Genomic DNA, 13,257 nt, shown 5'->3' with positions numbered 1-13,257 from the left:
CCTTCGGCGCCGCCGTCGCCGCGCACTAGTCGCCGCCCCGCGAGAACTCCGCCCCGGCTCCGTGCCGTGCGGGATCCGCGCCCCCGTGCGTGGATGACCCGGCGCCGCACGATCCGCCTCCCCGCGTCCTGAACGCGATCCCCTGCCGCGCACGCCGGCACCCTCACCCGCTCCGCCATCCGTCCGCGATGTCGCGCGGCATCTCCGGGCCATCCGCCCGACACCCACCGAAAGCACACCACCATGCGCACCTCCACCTGGTTCCACGATTCGTCCGATCACGAGCAACGCCGTCTGCGGCTCGCCCAGCGCGACCGCCTGCAGCGGGAGAACGACTGGCAGCGCCTGCTGCAGGTCCGTCCGTTCCTATGATCCCGACGTGGGGCTCCGCCCGGGGCCCCACGTCCCCCCCCTCCCCCCGACACCCGACCCCCGAAGGACTCGACATGACCGCCTCGCACGGCGCGCAGTTCCGCCCCCTGACCATCCCCGCATCGATCGACGGTCCCGACGCCGCCGAGTTCCGCGAGTTCACCCGCGTCCGCAACGAGGTGTACCTCGAGATCTCCGGCAGCGACCACGATGCGGTCACGCCCGAGGAGCTCCTCCCCTTCTACCGTCCCGATCCCGAGGAGATCCGGCACGTGTGGGCCGTGATCCTCGACGGCCGCATCGTGGGCCGCGCCGGGGTGGACCTCCCGCTCGAGACGGGCTCGCGGACCGCGTTCTGGCTCATCGAACTGCTCGAGTCCGTTCACGGCCGCGGAATCGGCACGGCCGCGTACGACCTCATCGAGCGGACCGCGCGTGAGGCGGGACGCACGGTCCTGCAGTCCTGGGCACAGCATCCCGACGCGCCGGGACCCCGCCTCACACCCCCGACCGGCTTCGGATCGATCCCCGAGGACCGGGTCGCCCGCTTCTACCTGCGCAACGGCTACACCCTGGAGCAGATCGAACGCGAGAGCGCGCTCGATCTGGCCGGATCCGCCGCCACGGTCGATCGACTCCACGCCGAGGCGGAAGCCGCGGCCGAGGGATACCGCGTGGTGCAGTGGCAGGTGCCGACCCCGCCCGAGCGCGTCGCGGGGTACGCCTGGATGAAGTCGCGGATGTCGACCGACACCCCGATGGGCGCACTCGAGTTCGACGAGGAGCAGTGGGACGCCGAGCGCGTAGCCCGCCACGACCGCAAAGCGCTCGACGGCGGACGGACGATGCTCGTCACGGCGGCACAGCACATCGGCACCGGCGAGCTCGTCGCCTTCAACGAACTCGTGCTGGGGCCCGATCCCACCGGCCCCTCGCACCAGGAGGACACCCTCGTGCTCCGGGAGCACCGGGGCCACCGACTCGGGATGCTCGTGAAGTGCGCGGGGCTGCGCACCTGGCGCGCGCAGATCGCCCCGCGGTCGCCGCGCGTGATCACCTACAACGCCGAGGAGAACAGGCCCATGCTCGACATCAACGAGGCGATCGGCTTCGCGCCTCTGGCCTACAACGGCGCCTGGAAGAAGGTCCTGACGTGACCACGATCGTCCCCGTCCCCGTGCCCGACCGCCTCGACGACGCGGACGCCGCGGTGTTCGCCGCGACGATCGCGGTCCTCAACGAGGCCCTCGAACACGACCTCGGGCTGGACCACCTGCGCGTCGAGCCGTCCGAGGAGCTCCCCGGCTGGCAGGACGAGACCTATCGGCTGCGCCGGGGGTTCCTCGCGCAGGATGCCGAGGGGCGCCCCGTCGGTGCGCTCGTGCTGAGCGTGCCGCGCGAGGAGGGCGCGACCGAGGTCGAGTTCGAGCTCGGGGTGGTCCCCGCCGCGCGCGGCGGAGACGTGGAGCGCGCGCTCCTCGCGCAGCTCGAGGCCGAGGCGCGCGCCCTGGGGCGCACCGCGCTGCAGACCTACACGGCGCACCGCATCGACGCGGACGCCGAGCCGGTCCCCTCGCCGTCCGGCTTCGGCGCCGTCCCCCTCGACGGCACCGCGCGCTTCTACCTCGACGCGGGGTTCGCGCTCGCGCAGGTCGATCGCAACAGCTCGCTCGACCTGACGGCGCCGCTCGACGTCGTGCGGGCGATGCTCGACGAGGCCCTCGTGGTCGCCGGGCCCGACTACCGGCTCGTGACGTTCACGCCACCCACCCCGGAGCACCTGCGGGAGAGCTTCGCGTTCGTCCTCTCCCGGATGTCCACCGACGTCCCGGCGGGCGGACTGACGATGACCGAGGAGACCTGGGACGCCGCGCGCGTCGAGACGCGCGACCGGAGGATCGCCGAGGCGGGCCTTCTCGTGTCGGTGGCCGCCGTGGTGCACGTGCCCACCGGACGGGTCGTCGCGTACAACGATCTCTCGATCGGCGAGGACCGCACCCGACCGACCAACCAGTGGGGCACGCTCGTCGCGCGCGAGCACCGGGGACACCGTCTCGGCACGATCGTGAAGTGCGCGAACATCCTGCGCTGGCGCGAGCTCGTGCCGCAGTCGCCGTTCATCTCGACGTTCAACGCGGAGGAGAACCGGCCGATGCTCGACGTCAACGAGGCGATCGGCTTCGTCCCGCTCACGGTCGGGGGCGCCTGGGAACGGCGGCTCGTGTAGGGACGTCCGCGACCCGCTGGCAGCGTGCGCAGTAGTGCGACGATCGGTTCATGAACACGACCCGCTCGATGGGCCGGCCGCACCGTGGGCACGGCGCACCCTGACGTCCGTACGCGTTCAGCGAGTGAGCGAAGTAGCCGGCCTGCCCGTTGACGTTGACGTACTGGGAGTCGAAGCTCGTCCCTCCCTCGGCGAGAGCCTTCTCGAGCACGGACCGCGCCTCGAACAGCAGCCGGCCCACCGCGCGCGCGGAGAGCGCCGAGGCGGAGCTGTCGGGATGGATCCGGGCGGCCCACAGAGCCTCGTCGGCGTAGATGTTGCCGACGCCGCTGACGACGGTCTGATCGAGCAGCACGCGCTTGATCGCGGACCGCTTCGCCCGGAGCGCGCGGCGGAACCGCTCGTCGGAGAAGGCGGGGTCGAGCAGGTCGCGGGCGATGTGCGCGACCTGCGACGGCACGGCGGCCTGAGACGTCCCGCGGCCTCCGGCTGCGTCGTCGCCTGTGGGGACGAGGTGGTCGATCGCGAGCGAGCCGAACGTGCGCTGGTCCGCGAAGACCACGGCGAGCTCTCCGTGCAGCGGGTGGCGGATGTCCAGCCGCACCCGTTCGTGCCGCTCCCGCGGCGCACCCGACGCCCGCAGCAGCAGCTGTCCGCTCATGCCGAGATGCCCGACGACGGCCTCGTCGCGTGCGGTGCCGCGGTCCTCGAGCGGAAGCCACAGGAACTTGCCGCGCCGGGCCGCGGCGGAGACGGTGCGCCCCGTCAGCGCGGCCTCGAACGAGAGCGCATCGCCCGGGTGACGGGTGAGCGCGCGGTCGTCGACCACCGTGACGGCGTCGACGACGGCGCCCACGACCGCGGGCGCGAGTCCCGCACGCACGACCTCGACCTCGGGGAGCTCGGGCATCGCGGATCAGCCGAGGTCGGTGAGCGCGTACCAGAGGGCGAGCGCGCCCGTCATCTCGGCCTGCTTCTTGCTGGAGCCGGTGCCCGTCCGAGAGGTGCCGCCGACCGTCACGGTCGCCGTGAAGGTGCGGTTGTGGTCGGGGCCGTCCGCCTCGACGATGTACACCGGCGGCGCCTCGGCACGACGGGCGGCGAGCTCCTGCAGGCTCGTCTTGGGGTCCATCGCGGCGCCGTAGCGCTCGGGGTCCGCCATCAGCGGAGCGACCAGGCGCAGCACGAGATCGGTCGCGGCTTCCCCGCCGGCGGAGAGGAAGGCGGCGCCGAAGACGGCCTCCATGGTGTCGGCGAGGATCGAGTCCTTGTCGCGCCCGCCGGTCTGGTCCTCGCCGCGGCCGAGGCGCAGATGCTCGCCGAGGCCGATCGACCGCGCGACCTCGGCGAGGGCGACGGTCGACACGACGCTCGCCCGGCGCTTCGCCAGCGCCCCCTCCTCGAGGTCGGGGTGGGTCGTGAACAGGTGCACGGTGACGGCCTGGCCGAGGATCGAGTCGCCGAGGAACTCCAGCCGCTCGTTGTGCGGCACACCGCCGTTCTCATACGCGAACGAGCGGTGCGTCAGGGCGAGCGACAGAAGCTCGGGGTCGATGTCGACCCCGAGCTTGTCGGTGAGCACGCGGTGCTCGGATCGTGCGTCTGCCATGATCGGGCAGCCGCGATCAGATGTCGGCGACCTTGCGGCCCTTGTACTCGAGGAACAGCTCGGTGCCCTGCGAGTCGGTGACGACCTTCGCCTGGTGCGGACGGCTGTAGACGACCTTGCCGTTCTCGACGGTCTTGACGAGGGGCGTGGGCTCCGCCTTCCACTGCGCGCGACGCGAGCGCGTGTTGGAGCGGGAGACCTTCCGCTTCGGGGGGTTACCTGCCATGGCTAGCTCTTCTCTGTGTTCGGGACGACGCGGCGCACGGCCTCGTCTGGGTCTGGGGTGTCGGTCGCGAGTGCGGCCAGCGCATTCCACCGCGCATCGATCGGGGGCTCCGGTACGGTGCCTTCGACCAGCTTCTCGCCCGTGACCGGATCGAGTCCGGGGCAATCCGGCTGGCACACCGGTTGGAACGGAAGCGACAGGACGATCGAATCCCTGACCGGAGTTTCAAGATCCACGTGGTCGTCTTGAACCTCGAAGTCGATCGCTTCGGCTCCAGGATACCCGAAGAGCTCCTGAAACTCGACTTCGAGCGGTTCGGCGATGTCGTCGAGGCACCGCCCGCACACACCTGTGTACCGAGTGCGCAGCTCGGCCGTGACGAGGATGCCCTCGTGCACGGCTTCGAGCCGGATGTCCGCGGAGACCGGCTCGCCCGCGTCGACGACCACCAGGCCCTCCCCCCACTTCTCGGGGGCGGGAACCTCGATCTCGAACTCCCGCATCTCGCCGGAGCGGTGCAGGATGTCACGGACGGGGAACGCGAACGGACCGTTCACATGCTTTCTGACCACGCGGACATGCTATCCCGCGCAGCCGTGACCGGCTCTCAGCCTTCGCGCGAGCCCGTGTCGAGGAAGCGTGCGACCGGCCCCGGGACGAAGGGCGACACGTCGCCGCCGAGCGCGGCGACCTGGCGGACGAGCGAGCTCGACACGAGGGCGTGCGATGGGTCGGGGAGCAGGAAGACCGTCTCGATCTCGGCGAGGTGCCGGTTCACGATCGCCATCGGCGTCTCGTAGGCGACGTCGACCTGCGAACGGATGCCCTTGACGAGCACACCGGCGTCGACGTCCTGCGCGTAGTCGACGAGAAGGCCCATGCTCCAGGCCGCCACCACGACGTTTCCCTCCACGCCCTGGTCCGCGATCGACTGCTCGAGCAGCGTGAGGCGCTGGGCGATCGGGAGCATCGCCTCCTTGCCGGGGTTGTGCACCACGAGCACGTGCAGCTCGTCGTACAGGGCCGCCGCGCGGCGGATGACGTCGAGGTGACCCAGCGTCGGCGGGTCGAAGGAGCCCGGGACGACCGCGATGCGGTTGTTCATGCTCCGAGCCTACCGAGGGTTCAGTTCTTCGCGAGCGCGGCCCGCTCCTGCTGACCCAGCCGCCGCGCGAGCGCGTCCGCGAGGCCGGGATGCGCCTGGAGGGTCGGATCCGCCTCGAGCAGGCGCTCGGCGGCGTCGCGTGCGACGGCGATCAGGTCCGCGTCGGCGACGACCCGCAGCAGCCGCAGCGACGACCGCGCGCCCGACTGTGCGTCGCCGAGGACGTCCCCCTCGCCGCGGAGTTCGAGGTCCACGTCCGCGAGCGCGAACCCGTCGGTCGTCGCCGCGACCGCCTCGACGCGCGAGCGCGCCGGGGTCCCCTCGGGCGCCTCGGTCACGAGCAGGCACAGCCCGGGCACGTCGCCGCGACCGACCCGCCCGCGCAGCTGATGCAGCTGCGAGACCCCGAACCGGTCGGCCTCGAGGATCACCATCGCGGAGGCGTTGGGCACGTCGACGCCGACCTCCACGACGGTCGTCGCCACGAGCACGTCGATCTCGCCGCGGGCGAACGACTGCATGACGGCGTCCTTCTGCTCCCCCGGCATCTTGCCGTGGAGCGTCTCGACCCGGATCGAGCCGTACGCCGGCATCCCGTCGAGCAGCTCCCGCACCTGCACGACGCCCCACCGCGTGCGCGGCTGTTCGCCGTCCAGGACGGGCGCCGACTCCGCCGCATCCCTGTCCTTGTCCTTGCCGGCCGCCTCGGCGTCGATCGCGGCGCAGACGACGAACACCTGATGGCCGGCGGCGACCTCCTCGGTGATCCGCTCCCACACCCGTCCGAACCAGCCCGGCTTCTCGGCCAGCGGCGCGACGTGGGTGGCGATGCCGGCCCGTCCGGGCGGCAGCGACCGGATCACCGACACGTCGAGATCGCCGAACACGGTCATCGCGACCGTACGAGGGATGGGCGTCGCGGTGAGCACCAGGACGTGGGGCGAGGTCCCCTTGGCCCGGAGGGTCTCGCGCTGCTCGACTCCGAAGCGGTGCTGCTCGTCGACGACGACGAGCCCGAGATCGGCGAACGTCGTGGACGCGCTCAGCAGGGCGTGCGTGCCGACCACGATCCGCGCCTGACCGGATGCGGCGCGCAGGGCCGCTTTGCGGCGCTCGGCCGCCGGCAGCTGACCGGTGAGCAGCGTCGGCATCAGCTCCGGCGCGAGATCGGGGCCCAGCAGACGCGCGATCGAACGGACGTGCTGGGCCGCGAGCACCTCGGTCGGGGCGATGAGCGCCGACTGCCCTCCGGACTCGGCGACCTGGAGCATCGCCCGCAGCGCGACCAGGGTCTTGCCCGAACCGACCTCGCCCTGCACGAGCCGGTTCATCGGCCACGCGCCCTCGAGGTCCCGCGCGATCGCATCGCCCACGGCCCGCTGATCGGGCGTCCGGTCGAAGGGCAGCCGGGCGTCGAAACGCTCGAGCAGCGCACCACCCGGCCGCGCGGTGGCCGACATCGCCCGCACCAGGAGCCGCTGCTGCAGGAGGGCGGTCTGCAGCACGAAGGCCTCGTGCATGCGCAGGGTCTGCCGCGCCGCGTCGATGTCCTCGAACTCCTCCGGAGCGTGCAGACGTCGCACGGCGGTGTCGGCGTCGAGCAGGCCGTGCGCGGCCCTCAGCGTCTCCGGCAGCGGATCGGCCAGCGGCGCGAGGCGTGCGAGCACGTCGGCGACGGCCTTCTGCACCTGCCAGCTGGCCACCGTGCTGGTCGCGGGGTAGATCGGGATCGGGGTGTTCTGCCGGGCCTCGGCATTCAGACGTGCGGCGTCCTCGTCGTCGAACAGCGTGTAGTCGGGATGCGCGAGCTGCTGGTGCCCCTTGAACTGTCCGACCTTTCCGGAGAAGATCCCCTGACGACCGACCTGCAGCTGCTCGGCCCGCCACTTCTGGTTGAAGAACGTGAGGGTGAGGGCGCCGGCGCCGTCGCTGATCACGACCTCGACGATCGACCCGCGTCGCTGGCGCATCGGCCGCTCGGCGACCGAGCGGACCTCGGCGACGATGGTGACCTGCTCGCCGAGCGGCAGCGAGGCGATCGGCGTGAGCTCGCCCCGACGGGCATATCGCCGCGGGTAGTGGCTGAGGAGATCGCCGACGGTCTCGATGCCGAAGGCTCGCTGGAACAGGCCCGCGGTCTTCGCACCCAGGGCGTCGCCGAGGCCCGTGTCGAGCGTGAGGGAGGGCATGCGTCGAGTCTAGGGACCGCCGCCGACGGCGCGGCGGCGGGGTACGGACCCGGCGGGGCATACACCGCCGCGTACCCTTGCACGGTGATCCGCCGACTCCTCTCCCGCCTGTTCTGGACGTTCAGCCGGTGGACCCTGCGCACGGAGCCCGCCCCGACCCGGCCGAGCGTCCTCATCGGCGCACCGCACACCTCCAACTGGGATTTCGTGCTCATGCTCGCCATCTCCTGGCGGCTGGGCGTCCCGATCCGCTGGCTCGGCAAGGCGAGCCTGTTCGCGGGCTGGCGCGGCCCGGTGATGCGTCGCCTCGGCGGGATCCCCGTCCAGCGCGACGACGCGTCGCGCGTCGTCGACGAGGTCGTGGCGCGCGTCCGCACGGGCGAGGTGTTCGGGCTGGTCGTCACCCCCGACGGCACCCGCGGCGGGAACACCCACTGGAAGAGCGGCTTCTACCGGATCGCGCGGGCGACGGGGATGCCGGTGACCCTGGGCTACGTCGACCGCACGACGATGACGACGGGCCTCGGGCCGACCATCGCCCTCACCGGCGACGTCGCCGCGGACATGGACCGCATCCGGGCGTTCTACGCCGACAAGGCCGGTCTGCGCCCCGAGCGGCGCACCGAGCCGCGGCTCGCGAACGAGACCGGCACCGCGGAGGCGGCTGCGGGCGAGGAGTCCGCGCCGATCACACGGCCGCTCACCGATCGGTAGGGTGTCTGCGTGACGCGGATCATCGCCGGAGCGGCCGGCTCCCTGAGTCTCGCCGTGCCCGACGCGGGCACGCGGCCCACGAGCGACCGCGTCCGCGAATCGCTTTTCGGCGCCCTCGAGGCCGGCGACCGGATCGCGGATGCCGCTGTCCTCGACCTCTTCGCGGGGTCGGGCGCCCTGGGACTGGAAGCGCTCAGCCGCGGGGCGGCGAGCGCCGACCTCGTCGAAAAGGCGCCGCGGGCGGTGTCCGTCGTGCAGCGCAACGTCCGCGCCGTCTCGCGGGCCGTCCCCGGCGCGCGCGTGCGCGTGCACCATTCCGCCGTCGACACGTTCCTCCGCGCGAGCACCGCGACGTTCGACCTCGTGTTCGTCGACCCCCCGTACGACCTGGACGACACGGCCCTCGCGGGAGTGCTCGCGCTCCTCGTCCCGCGCCTGTCGAGCTCGGCCGTCGTCGTCGTCGAACGCGCGACGAGGTCCGGCGCCCCCGAGGTACCTCCGGGGCTGCGCATGTTCCGCGATCGGAAGTACGGCGACACGACGCTGTGGTGGCTCCAGCCGGCCTCCCCCGAGTGAGGCCGCCCCGGCGGAGGCGAGAGCGACACGACGAAGGAGAGGCCCATCCCCATGACGACACCCCGAGGCGTTTCGCGACGCATTCCCGGATGGTCGATCATCCTCGCGCTCGTCCTCGCGGCGGGGGGGATCTTCACGATCGTCGCCGTGACCGTCGCGAACGAGGCGCCGATCGCCGCACGCCCGGGGGCGACCACGGAACCCACGCCGACCCCCACCCCCACACCCACGGCCCCGGAGGTCGCGGAGCCGGATGTCGCCGCGTTCTGCCGCGCGGGCGGTGCCGTCGCGCAGGCCCTGCGCGGCACCGTGGCGGACGACCTCGCGGCGCGGCGAGATCAGTTGGACGCCATCGAGAGGCTCCTGCCCCTCCGGGGCGTCCCCGCAGAGGTCTCCGCAGGATCCGAGGTGTTCGTCCGGTCGGCGCAGGAGAACATCGGCATCCTCGAGGACCTGCCCGGCGGCACCCTCGTCGCGGATCTGCCCCTCGACACCTTCACCGGGACGAGGAGCATGGCCGACCTCGCGACCGACGCCGACTATCAGGCGTTCATCGGCTGGACGATCGAGACCTGCGGGATCGGGCTCGGCGGCTGAGCCGGAGGCGCACGGAGGTCCTGCGGCTCGCGCTCAGCCGCGACCGGCGTCCCAGTCGCGGTGCGGGTCCCAGCCGAGCCGCCCGGTGACCGGCTCCCCCGCGATGGTCACCGCGGACACGCCGCGCGCGACGACCCGTCCGACCACGCGGAACGGATCGGGCACGGCCGCTCCCGGCGGGAAGCACGCCAGCAGGGCGTGGTCCTCTCCTCCCCGGAGCGCCGCTTCGTCGAAGCCGGTCCGTTCCGCGGGGTCGAAATCGACGGTGACCCCCGAGGCGTCCGCGAGGCGCGACGCGTCGAGCAGCAGTCCGTCGGAGACGTCCATCATCGCCCGGGCGCCCGCTCGGGCGGCGGTGAGGCCCGCGGCGATCGGCGGCCTCGGCCGCAGCTGGGCGGCGAGGTCGGCGCGCTCGGCGGGGTCGAGCGAGGCGGTATCGACCGCGAGGGGAACGCCCGCGTCGTCACGGAAGCGCGCGAACAGCAGGGAGACCCCCCGCGCGGCGGCGCCCAGCTCCCCGGCCACCGCGACGACGTCCCCCGCCGACGCACCCGAGCGCAGCACCGGCTCGTCCGACGGCCCGTCGAGGACCCCGAGCACCGTGACGGCGATCGTCAGGGTGTCGGACGCCGTCAGGTCGCCGCCCTCGACGGCGCAGCCCGGCGCGAGCTCCTCGCACGCCGCGCGCAGGCCCGCGGCGAGGTCCTCGACGAAGCCCGCGGTCGTCTCGTCCGGCAGGGCCAGTGCGACGAACAGGGCCGTGGGACGCGCGCCCATCGCGGCGATGTCGGCGAGGTTCACCGCCGCCGCCTTCCAGCCCAGATCGACGCCGCTCGACCACGCGAGGCGGAAGTCCGGTCCGTGCACGAGCGTGTCGGTGGACACCACGACGCGTCCCCCCGGTGCGGCGAGCACGGCGGCGTCGTCGCCCGGGCCCACCAACGCCCGCGAGGTGCCGTCCAGGGTCGAGAGGATCCGCGCGAGCAGGGCGCTCTCGCCGAGTTCGCCCACGGTCCGGTCGCGCGGTGAGGTCATCCCTCCACGGTAGCCTGGTGGAGTGTTCCGCCCCCGCACGACCGCACTCCTCATCGCGCTGCTGGCGACCGTCGGACTCACCGGCTGCTCGACCACGGTGTCGATGACCTCGGCGCCCGAGGCCGACGATCCGTCGTGCGCGGCCGTCACCGTCCGGCTGCCCGCCCGCGTCGACGGCCAGGAGCGGCGCTGGACCGACGCCCAGGCGACGGGAGCGTGGGCGGGCGCCGACGGTCGGACTACCGTCCTCATGACCTGCGGCCTCGAGCCGCCGGGACCGTCCACGCTCCCCTGCCAGAGCGCGGGCGGCGTGGACTGGCTGATCGACGACTCCGCCGCCCCGAACTACCGGTTCACGAGCTTCGGGCGCGCTCCGGCCGTCCAGGTGTACCTGGACTACGACGTGGTGAGCGCGCGGTCGGTGCTCGACGCGCTCGGCACCGCCGTGTCGCAGCTGCCGGCGACCGGGTCGGTGTGCACCGACCGTCCGTCGTCCTGATCCGCGATCAGGCGTCGACGGCGAGGTCGATGAGCTCGCTGATGAGGTCGCGGTAGGACATCCCCGTCGCGATCCAGCACTTCGGGAACATCGAGATCGGCGTGAACCCCGGCATCGTGTTCACCTCGTTCACGAAGAACTCCGCACCGGTGTAGAAGAAGTCCACGCGCGACAGGCCCTGGCCGCCGACCGCCTCGAACGCACGCGCGGCGACCCGCTGCATCTCGGCCAGCTCACCGTCCTGCAGATCCGCCGGGCAGACGAGGTCGATGCCCGGCGCGTCGAGGTACTTGGCGTCGAAGTCGTAGAACTCCCGCCCCGAGAGGACGATCTCGCCGGCGACGCTCACCCGCGGCGGCGCGCCGTCCCGGCCCTGCAGCACACCGCACTCCACCTCGCGGCCCACGACGGCCTGCTCGACGAGCACGGTGCCGTCCTCGGCGAACGCGGTCTCCAGCGCGTCGTCGAGCTCCGACCACTCCGACACCTTCGAGACGCCGACGCTCGATCCGGCCCGAGCAGGCTTGACGAACGCGGGCAGTCCGAGGGCGCGGATCCGGCGCTCCCACAGGTCGCGGTCGCGCTCCAGCGCACGCCGCGTGACCGTGACCCACGGCACGACCGGCACGCCCGCCGAGCGGAGGACGCTCTTGGTCGTGTGCTTGTCCATGCCGATGGCCGACATGAGGAGCCCCGCGCCCACGTAGGGCAGATCGAGCAGCTCCAGGAAGCCCTGGACCGTGCCGTCCTCGCCGAAACGTCCGTGCAGGATGGGGAAGACGACGTCGACGTCCCCGAGGGAACGGACGCCGTCGGCGTCGGCGACCTTCAGTTCCCGCGAGCGCACGGAGTCCGGCCAGACGATCCGCGTGCCGTTGTCGACGACCTCCGGGAGATGCGCAGGATCGAGCGCGAACTTGTCCGGGTCGTCGTCCTCGAGCACGAACGCCCCGTCGCGGGTGATCCCGATCGGGATGACGTCGAACCGGTCGCGGTCAATCGCCCGGAGCACGCCCCCCGCCGTTGCGGAACTGATCGAATGCTCGCTGGAGCGCCCGCCGAAGAGCACCGCCACCACCGCTTTGTCCATTCAGGGTCCTCTCACCCGCGGGCTTGTCGTCGTCCGTCGTCAGGTGGGGCGCGATGTCGCGCGGGTTCATGGTGCCGTCCAGCACCATCTTCACCTGCTCCACGATGGGCATGCGCACGCCGGATTCGCGAGCGAGCTGCAGCACCGGAGCCACCGATGCCAGACCCTCGGCGGTCTGGTTCATCTGCTTCACGACGTCCTGATAGCTGTAGCCCTGCCCGAGCAGGCGGCCGGCCGTGTTGTTGCGGCTGAGGGGCGACTGGCACGTGGCGATGAGGTCGCCAAGACCGGCGAGCCCCTGCAGCGTCTCGGCCTGCGCGCCCTGCGCGACGGCGAAGTCGGTCATCTCCACGAGACCGCGGGTGATGATCGACGCCTTCGTGTTCTCGCCGTACCCGACGCCGTCCACGATCCCGATCGCGACGGCGATGAGGTTCTTCAGCACCCCGCCGAACTCGGTGCCGATCACATCGGTGTTCACGAACGTGCGGAAGTAGGCGTTGCGCGCGCGGCGGGCGACCGCCTCGGCGGTCTCCCGGCTGCCCGACGAGATGACGGCCGCCGTGGGCTGCTCGCGTGCGATCTCCAGCGCGAGGTTCGGGCCGGATGCCACGGCGATCCGGTCGGGATCGCAGTGCAGCTCCTGCTCGATGACCTGACTCATGCGCAGCCCCGTGCGCTTCTCGACACCCTTCATGAGCGAGACCACGGGGGCGTCGCTGTCCGCGACGAGCGCCCGCACGGCCTTGAGGTTCTGCCGCAGCGCCTGACTGGAGATCGCGAGGTAGACCTGCGAGGCGCCGTCGAGGGCCTCGGAGAGGTGGCTGGTCGCCGACATGTTGCGCGGCAGGTTGACCCCGGGCAGGTACTCGCTGTTGCGGTGCCCCGCGTGGATCTCCTGGGCCAGCTCGGCGCGCCGCGCCCACATCACGACGTGCGCGCCGCCGTCGGCGAGCACCTTGCCGAAGGTCGTGCCCCAGCTGCCCGATCCGATGACGGCGACCCGCGGCATCCCGGG

16 protein-coding genes are annotated in these 13,257 nt (G+C 72.3%); 7 read left to right on the top strand and 9 right to left on the bottom strand.

What is annotated here, in order from left to right; translation table 11 throughout:
- The first annotated feature begins 243 nt into the window (after nt 1-243).
- From WFI00_RS00990 to WFI00_RS00980, 3 genes are all read left to right on the top strand, one after another.
- Complete coding sequence (locus WFI00_RS00990; protein WP_336631298.1) at nt 244-372, top strand: hypothetical protein; 129 nt, start codon at nt 244-246, stop codon at nt 370-372.
- A 74-nt stretch (nt 373-446) separates the two neighbouring features.
- Entirely contained in the window at nt 447-1,529 is a 1,083-nt protein-coding gene (locus tag WFI00_RS00985; RefSeq protein WP_336631299.1) for a GNAT family N-acetyltransferase, read from the top strand.
- Nucleotides 1,526-2,599, top strand: a complete 1,074-nt coding sequence (locus WFI00_RS00980; protein ID WP_336631300.1) for a GNAT family N-acetyltransferase — start codon at nt 1,526-1,528, stop codon at nt 2,597-2,599. Before WFI00_RS00985 ends, WFI00_RS00980 begins: the two co-directional genes overlap by 4 nt.
- On the opposite strand, the gene mutM is transcribed toward WFI00_RS00980, so the two are convergent.
- The 6 genes from mutM to WFI00_RS00950 all read right to left on the bottom strand — a co-directional run bounded on the left by mutM (nt 2,562) and on the right by WFI00_RS00950 (nt 7,728).
- A complete protein-coding gene (mutM, locus tag WFI00_RS00975) occupies nt 2,562-3,509 on the bottom strand; it encodes a bifunctional DNA-formamidopyrimidine glycosylase/DNA-(apurinic or apyrimidinic site) lyase (RefSeq protein ID WP_336631301.1) in 948 nt (315 codons plus the stop codon). The genes WFI00_RS00980 and mutM overlap by 38 nt on opposite strands.
- Before the next feature lie 6 nt (nt 3,510-3,515).
- Nucleotides 3,516-4,208, bottom strand: coding sequence for a ribonuclease III (gene rnc, locus WFI00_RS00970; protein WP_336631302.1), 693 nt, complete (start codon nt 4,206-4,208; stop codon nt 3,516-3,518).
- A gap of 16 nt (nt 4,209-4,224) precedes the next feature.
- Nucleotides 4,225-4,434, bottom strand: a complete 210-nt coding sequence (rpmF, locus tag WFI00_RS00965) for a 50S ribosomal protein L32 (RefSeq protein ID WP_196323994.1) — start codon at nt 4,432-4,434, stop codon at nt 4,225-4,227.
- Nucleotides 4,435-4,436: 2 nt separating this feature from the next.
- A complete protein-coding gene (locus WFI00_RS00960; RefSeq protein ID WP_336631303.1) occupies nt 4,437-4,937 on the bottom strand; it encodes a YceD family protein in 501 nt (166 codons plus the stop codon).
- Between the two features lie 104 nt (nt 4,938-5,041).
- Nucleotides 5,042-5,539 (bottom strand): pantetheine-phosphate adenylyltransferase, encoded by a 498-nt coding sequence (gene coaD / locus WFI00_RS00955; protein ID WP_336631304.1) that lies wholly within the window; start codon nt 5,537-5,539, stop codon nt 5,042-5,044.
- 20 nt (nt 5,540-5,559) lie between these two features.
- On the bottom strand, nt 5,560-7,728 hold the full coding sequence (locus tag WFI00_RS00950; protein ID WP_336631305.1) for an ATP-dependent DNA helicase RecG: 2,169 nt from the start codon (nt 7,726-7,728) through the stop codon (nt 5,560-5,562).
- 84 nt (nt 7,729-7,812) lie between these two features.
- On the opposite strand from WFI00_RS00950, the gene WFI00_RS00945 reads away from it, so the two are divergent.
- From WFI00_RS00945 to WFI00_RS00935, 3 genes are read left to right on the top strand one after another with little or no spacing between them, the layout of a single operon-like run.
- Entirely contained in the window at nt 7,813-8,442 is a 630-nt protein-coding gene (locus WFI00_RS00945; protein WP_336631306.1) for a 1-acyl-sn-glycerol-3-phosphate acyltransferase, read from the top strand.
- 9 nt (nt 8,443-8,451) lie between these two features.
- Complete coding sequence (rsmD, locus tag WFI00_RS00940) at nt 8,452-9,018, top strand: 16S rRNA (guanine(966)-N(2))-methyltransferase RsmD (RefSeq protein ID WP_336631307.1); 567 nt, start codon at nt 8,452-8,454, stop codon at nt 9,016-9,018.
- Nucleotides 9,019-9,069: 51 nt separating this feature from the next.
- Nucleotides 9,070-9,615: a hypothetical protein gene (locus WFI00_RS00935; protein ID WP_336631308.1), complete on the top strand. Its 546-nt coding sequence runs from the start codon at nt 9,070-9,072 to the stop codon at nt 9,613-9,615.
- A 33-nt stretch (nt 9,616-9,648) separates the two neighbouring features.
- On the opposite strand, the gene thiL is transcribed toward WFI00_RS00935, so the two are convergent.
- Entirely contained in the window at nt 9,649-10,650 is a 1,002-nt protein-coding gene (thiL, locus tag WFI00_RS00930; protein ID WP_336631309.1) for a thiamine-phosphate kinase, read from the bottom strand.
- 22 nt (nt 10,651-10,672) lie between these two features.
- Between thiL and WFI00_RS00925 the strand changes: the two genes are divergently transcribed.
- A complete protein-coding gene (locus WFI00_RS00925) occupies nt 10,673-11,149 on the top strand; it encodes a DUF3515 family protein (protein ID WP_336631310.1) in 477 nt (158 codons plus the stop codon).
- Between the two features lie 7 nt (nt 11,150-11,156).
- Here WFI00_RS00925 and WFI00_RS00920 read toward each other — a convergent pair whose 3' ends face one another.
- Nucleotides 11,157-12,239 (bottom strand): D-alanine--D-alanine ligase family protein, encoded by a 1,083-nt coding sequence (locus WFI00_RS00920; protein WP_336631311.1) that lies wholly within the window; start codon nt 12,237-12,239, stop codon nt 11,157-11,159.
- Nucleotides 12,145-13,251, bottom strand: a complete 1,107-nt coding sequence (locus WFI00_RS00915) for an NAD(P)H-dependent glycerol-3-phosphate dehydrogenase (protein WP_336631406.1) — start codon at nt 13,249-13,251, stop codon at nt 12,145-12,147. Before WFI00_RS00915 ends, WFI00_RS00920 begins: the two co-directional genes overlap by 95 nt.
- Nucleotides 13,252-13,257 lie beyond the last annotated feature (6 nt).

Origin of the sequence: Microbacterium sp. MMO-56 (assembly GCF_037146215.1) — a bacterium.
Classification (GTDB): Bacteria; Actinomycetota; Actinomycetes; order Actinomycetales; family Microbacteriaceae; genus Microbacterium.
The sequence above is the reverse complement of the archived record's forward strand: the minus strand, read 5'-3'. Positions and strand labels throughout refer to the sequence as shown.

What these genes read in the sequence shown, in the direction of transcription:
- WFI00_RS00985 (WP_336631299.1), top strand. Translation starts at nt 447, where the DNA reads ATGACCGCCTCGCACGGCGCGCAGTTCCGCCCCCTGACCATCCCCGCA.
- WFI00_RS00960 (WP_336631303.1), bottom strand. Translation starts at nt 4,937, where the DNA reads ATGCGGGAGTTCGAGATCGAGGTTCCCGCCCCCGAGAAGTGGGGGGAG.
- WFI00_RS00950 (WP_336631305.1), bottom strand. Translation starts at nt 7,728, where the DNA reads ATGCCCTCCCTCACGCTCGACACGGGCCTCGGCGACGCCCTGGGTGCG.
- rpmF (WP_196323994.1), bottom strand. Translation starts at nt 4,434, where the DNA reads ATGGCAGGTAACCCCCCGAAGCGGAAGGTCTCCCGCTCCAACACGCGC.
- WFI00_RS00990 (WP_336631298.1), top strand. Translation starts at nt 244, where the DNA reads ATGCGCACCTCCACCTGGTTCCACGATTCGTCCGATCACGAGCAACGC.
- WFI00_RS00935 (WP_336631308.1), top strand. Translation starts at nt 9,070, where the DNA reads ATGACGACACCCCGAGGCGTTTCGCGACGCATTCCCGGATGGTCGATC.
- rnc (WP_336631302.1), bottom strand. Translation starts at nt 4,208, where the DNA reads ATGGCAGACGCACGATCCGAGCACCGCGTGCTCACCGACAAGCTCGGG.
- coaD (WP_336631304.1), bottom strand. Translation starts at nt 5,539, where the DNA reads ATGAACAACCGCATCGCGGTCGTCCCGGGCTCCTTCGACCCGCCGACG.
- thiL (WP_336631309.1), bottom strand. Translation starts at nt 10,650, where the DNA reads ATGACCTCACCGCGCGACCGGACCGTGGGCGAACTCGGCGAGAGCGCC.
- mutM (WP_336631301.1), bottom strand. Translation starts at nt 3,509, where the DNA reads ATGCCCGAGCTCCCCGAGGTCGAGGTCGTGCGTGCGGGACTCGCGCCC.
- WFI00_RS00915 (WP_336631406.1), bottom strand. Translation starts at nt 13,251, where the DNA reads ATGCCGCGGGTCGCCGTCATCGGATCGGGCAGCTGGGGCACGACCTTC.
- WFI00_RS00920 (WP_336631311.1), bottom strand. Translation starts at nt 12,239, where the DNA reads ATGGACAAAGCGGTGGTGGCGGTGCTCTTCGGCGGGCGCTCCAGCGAG.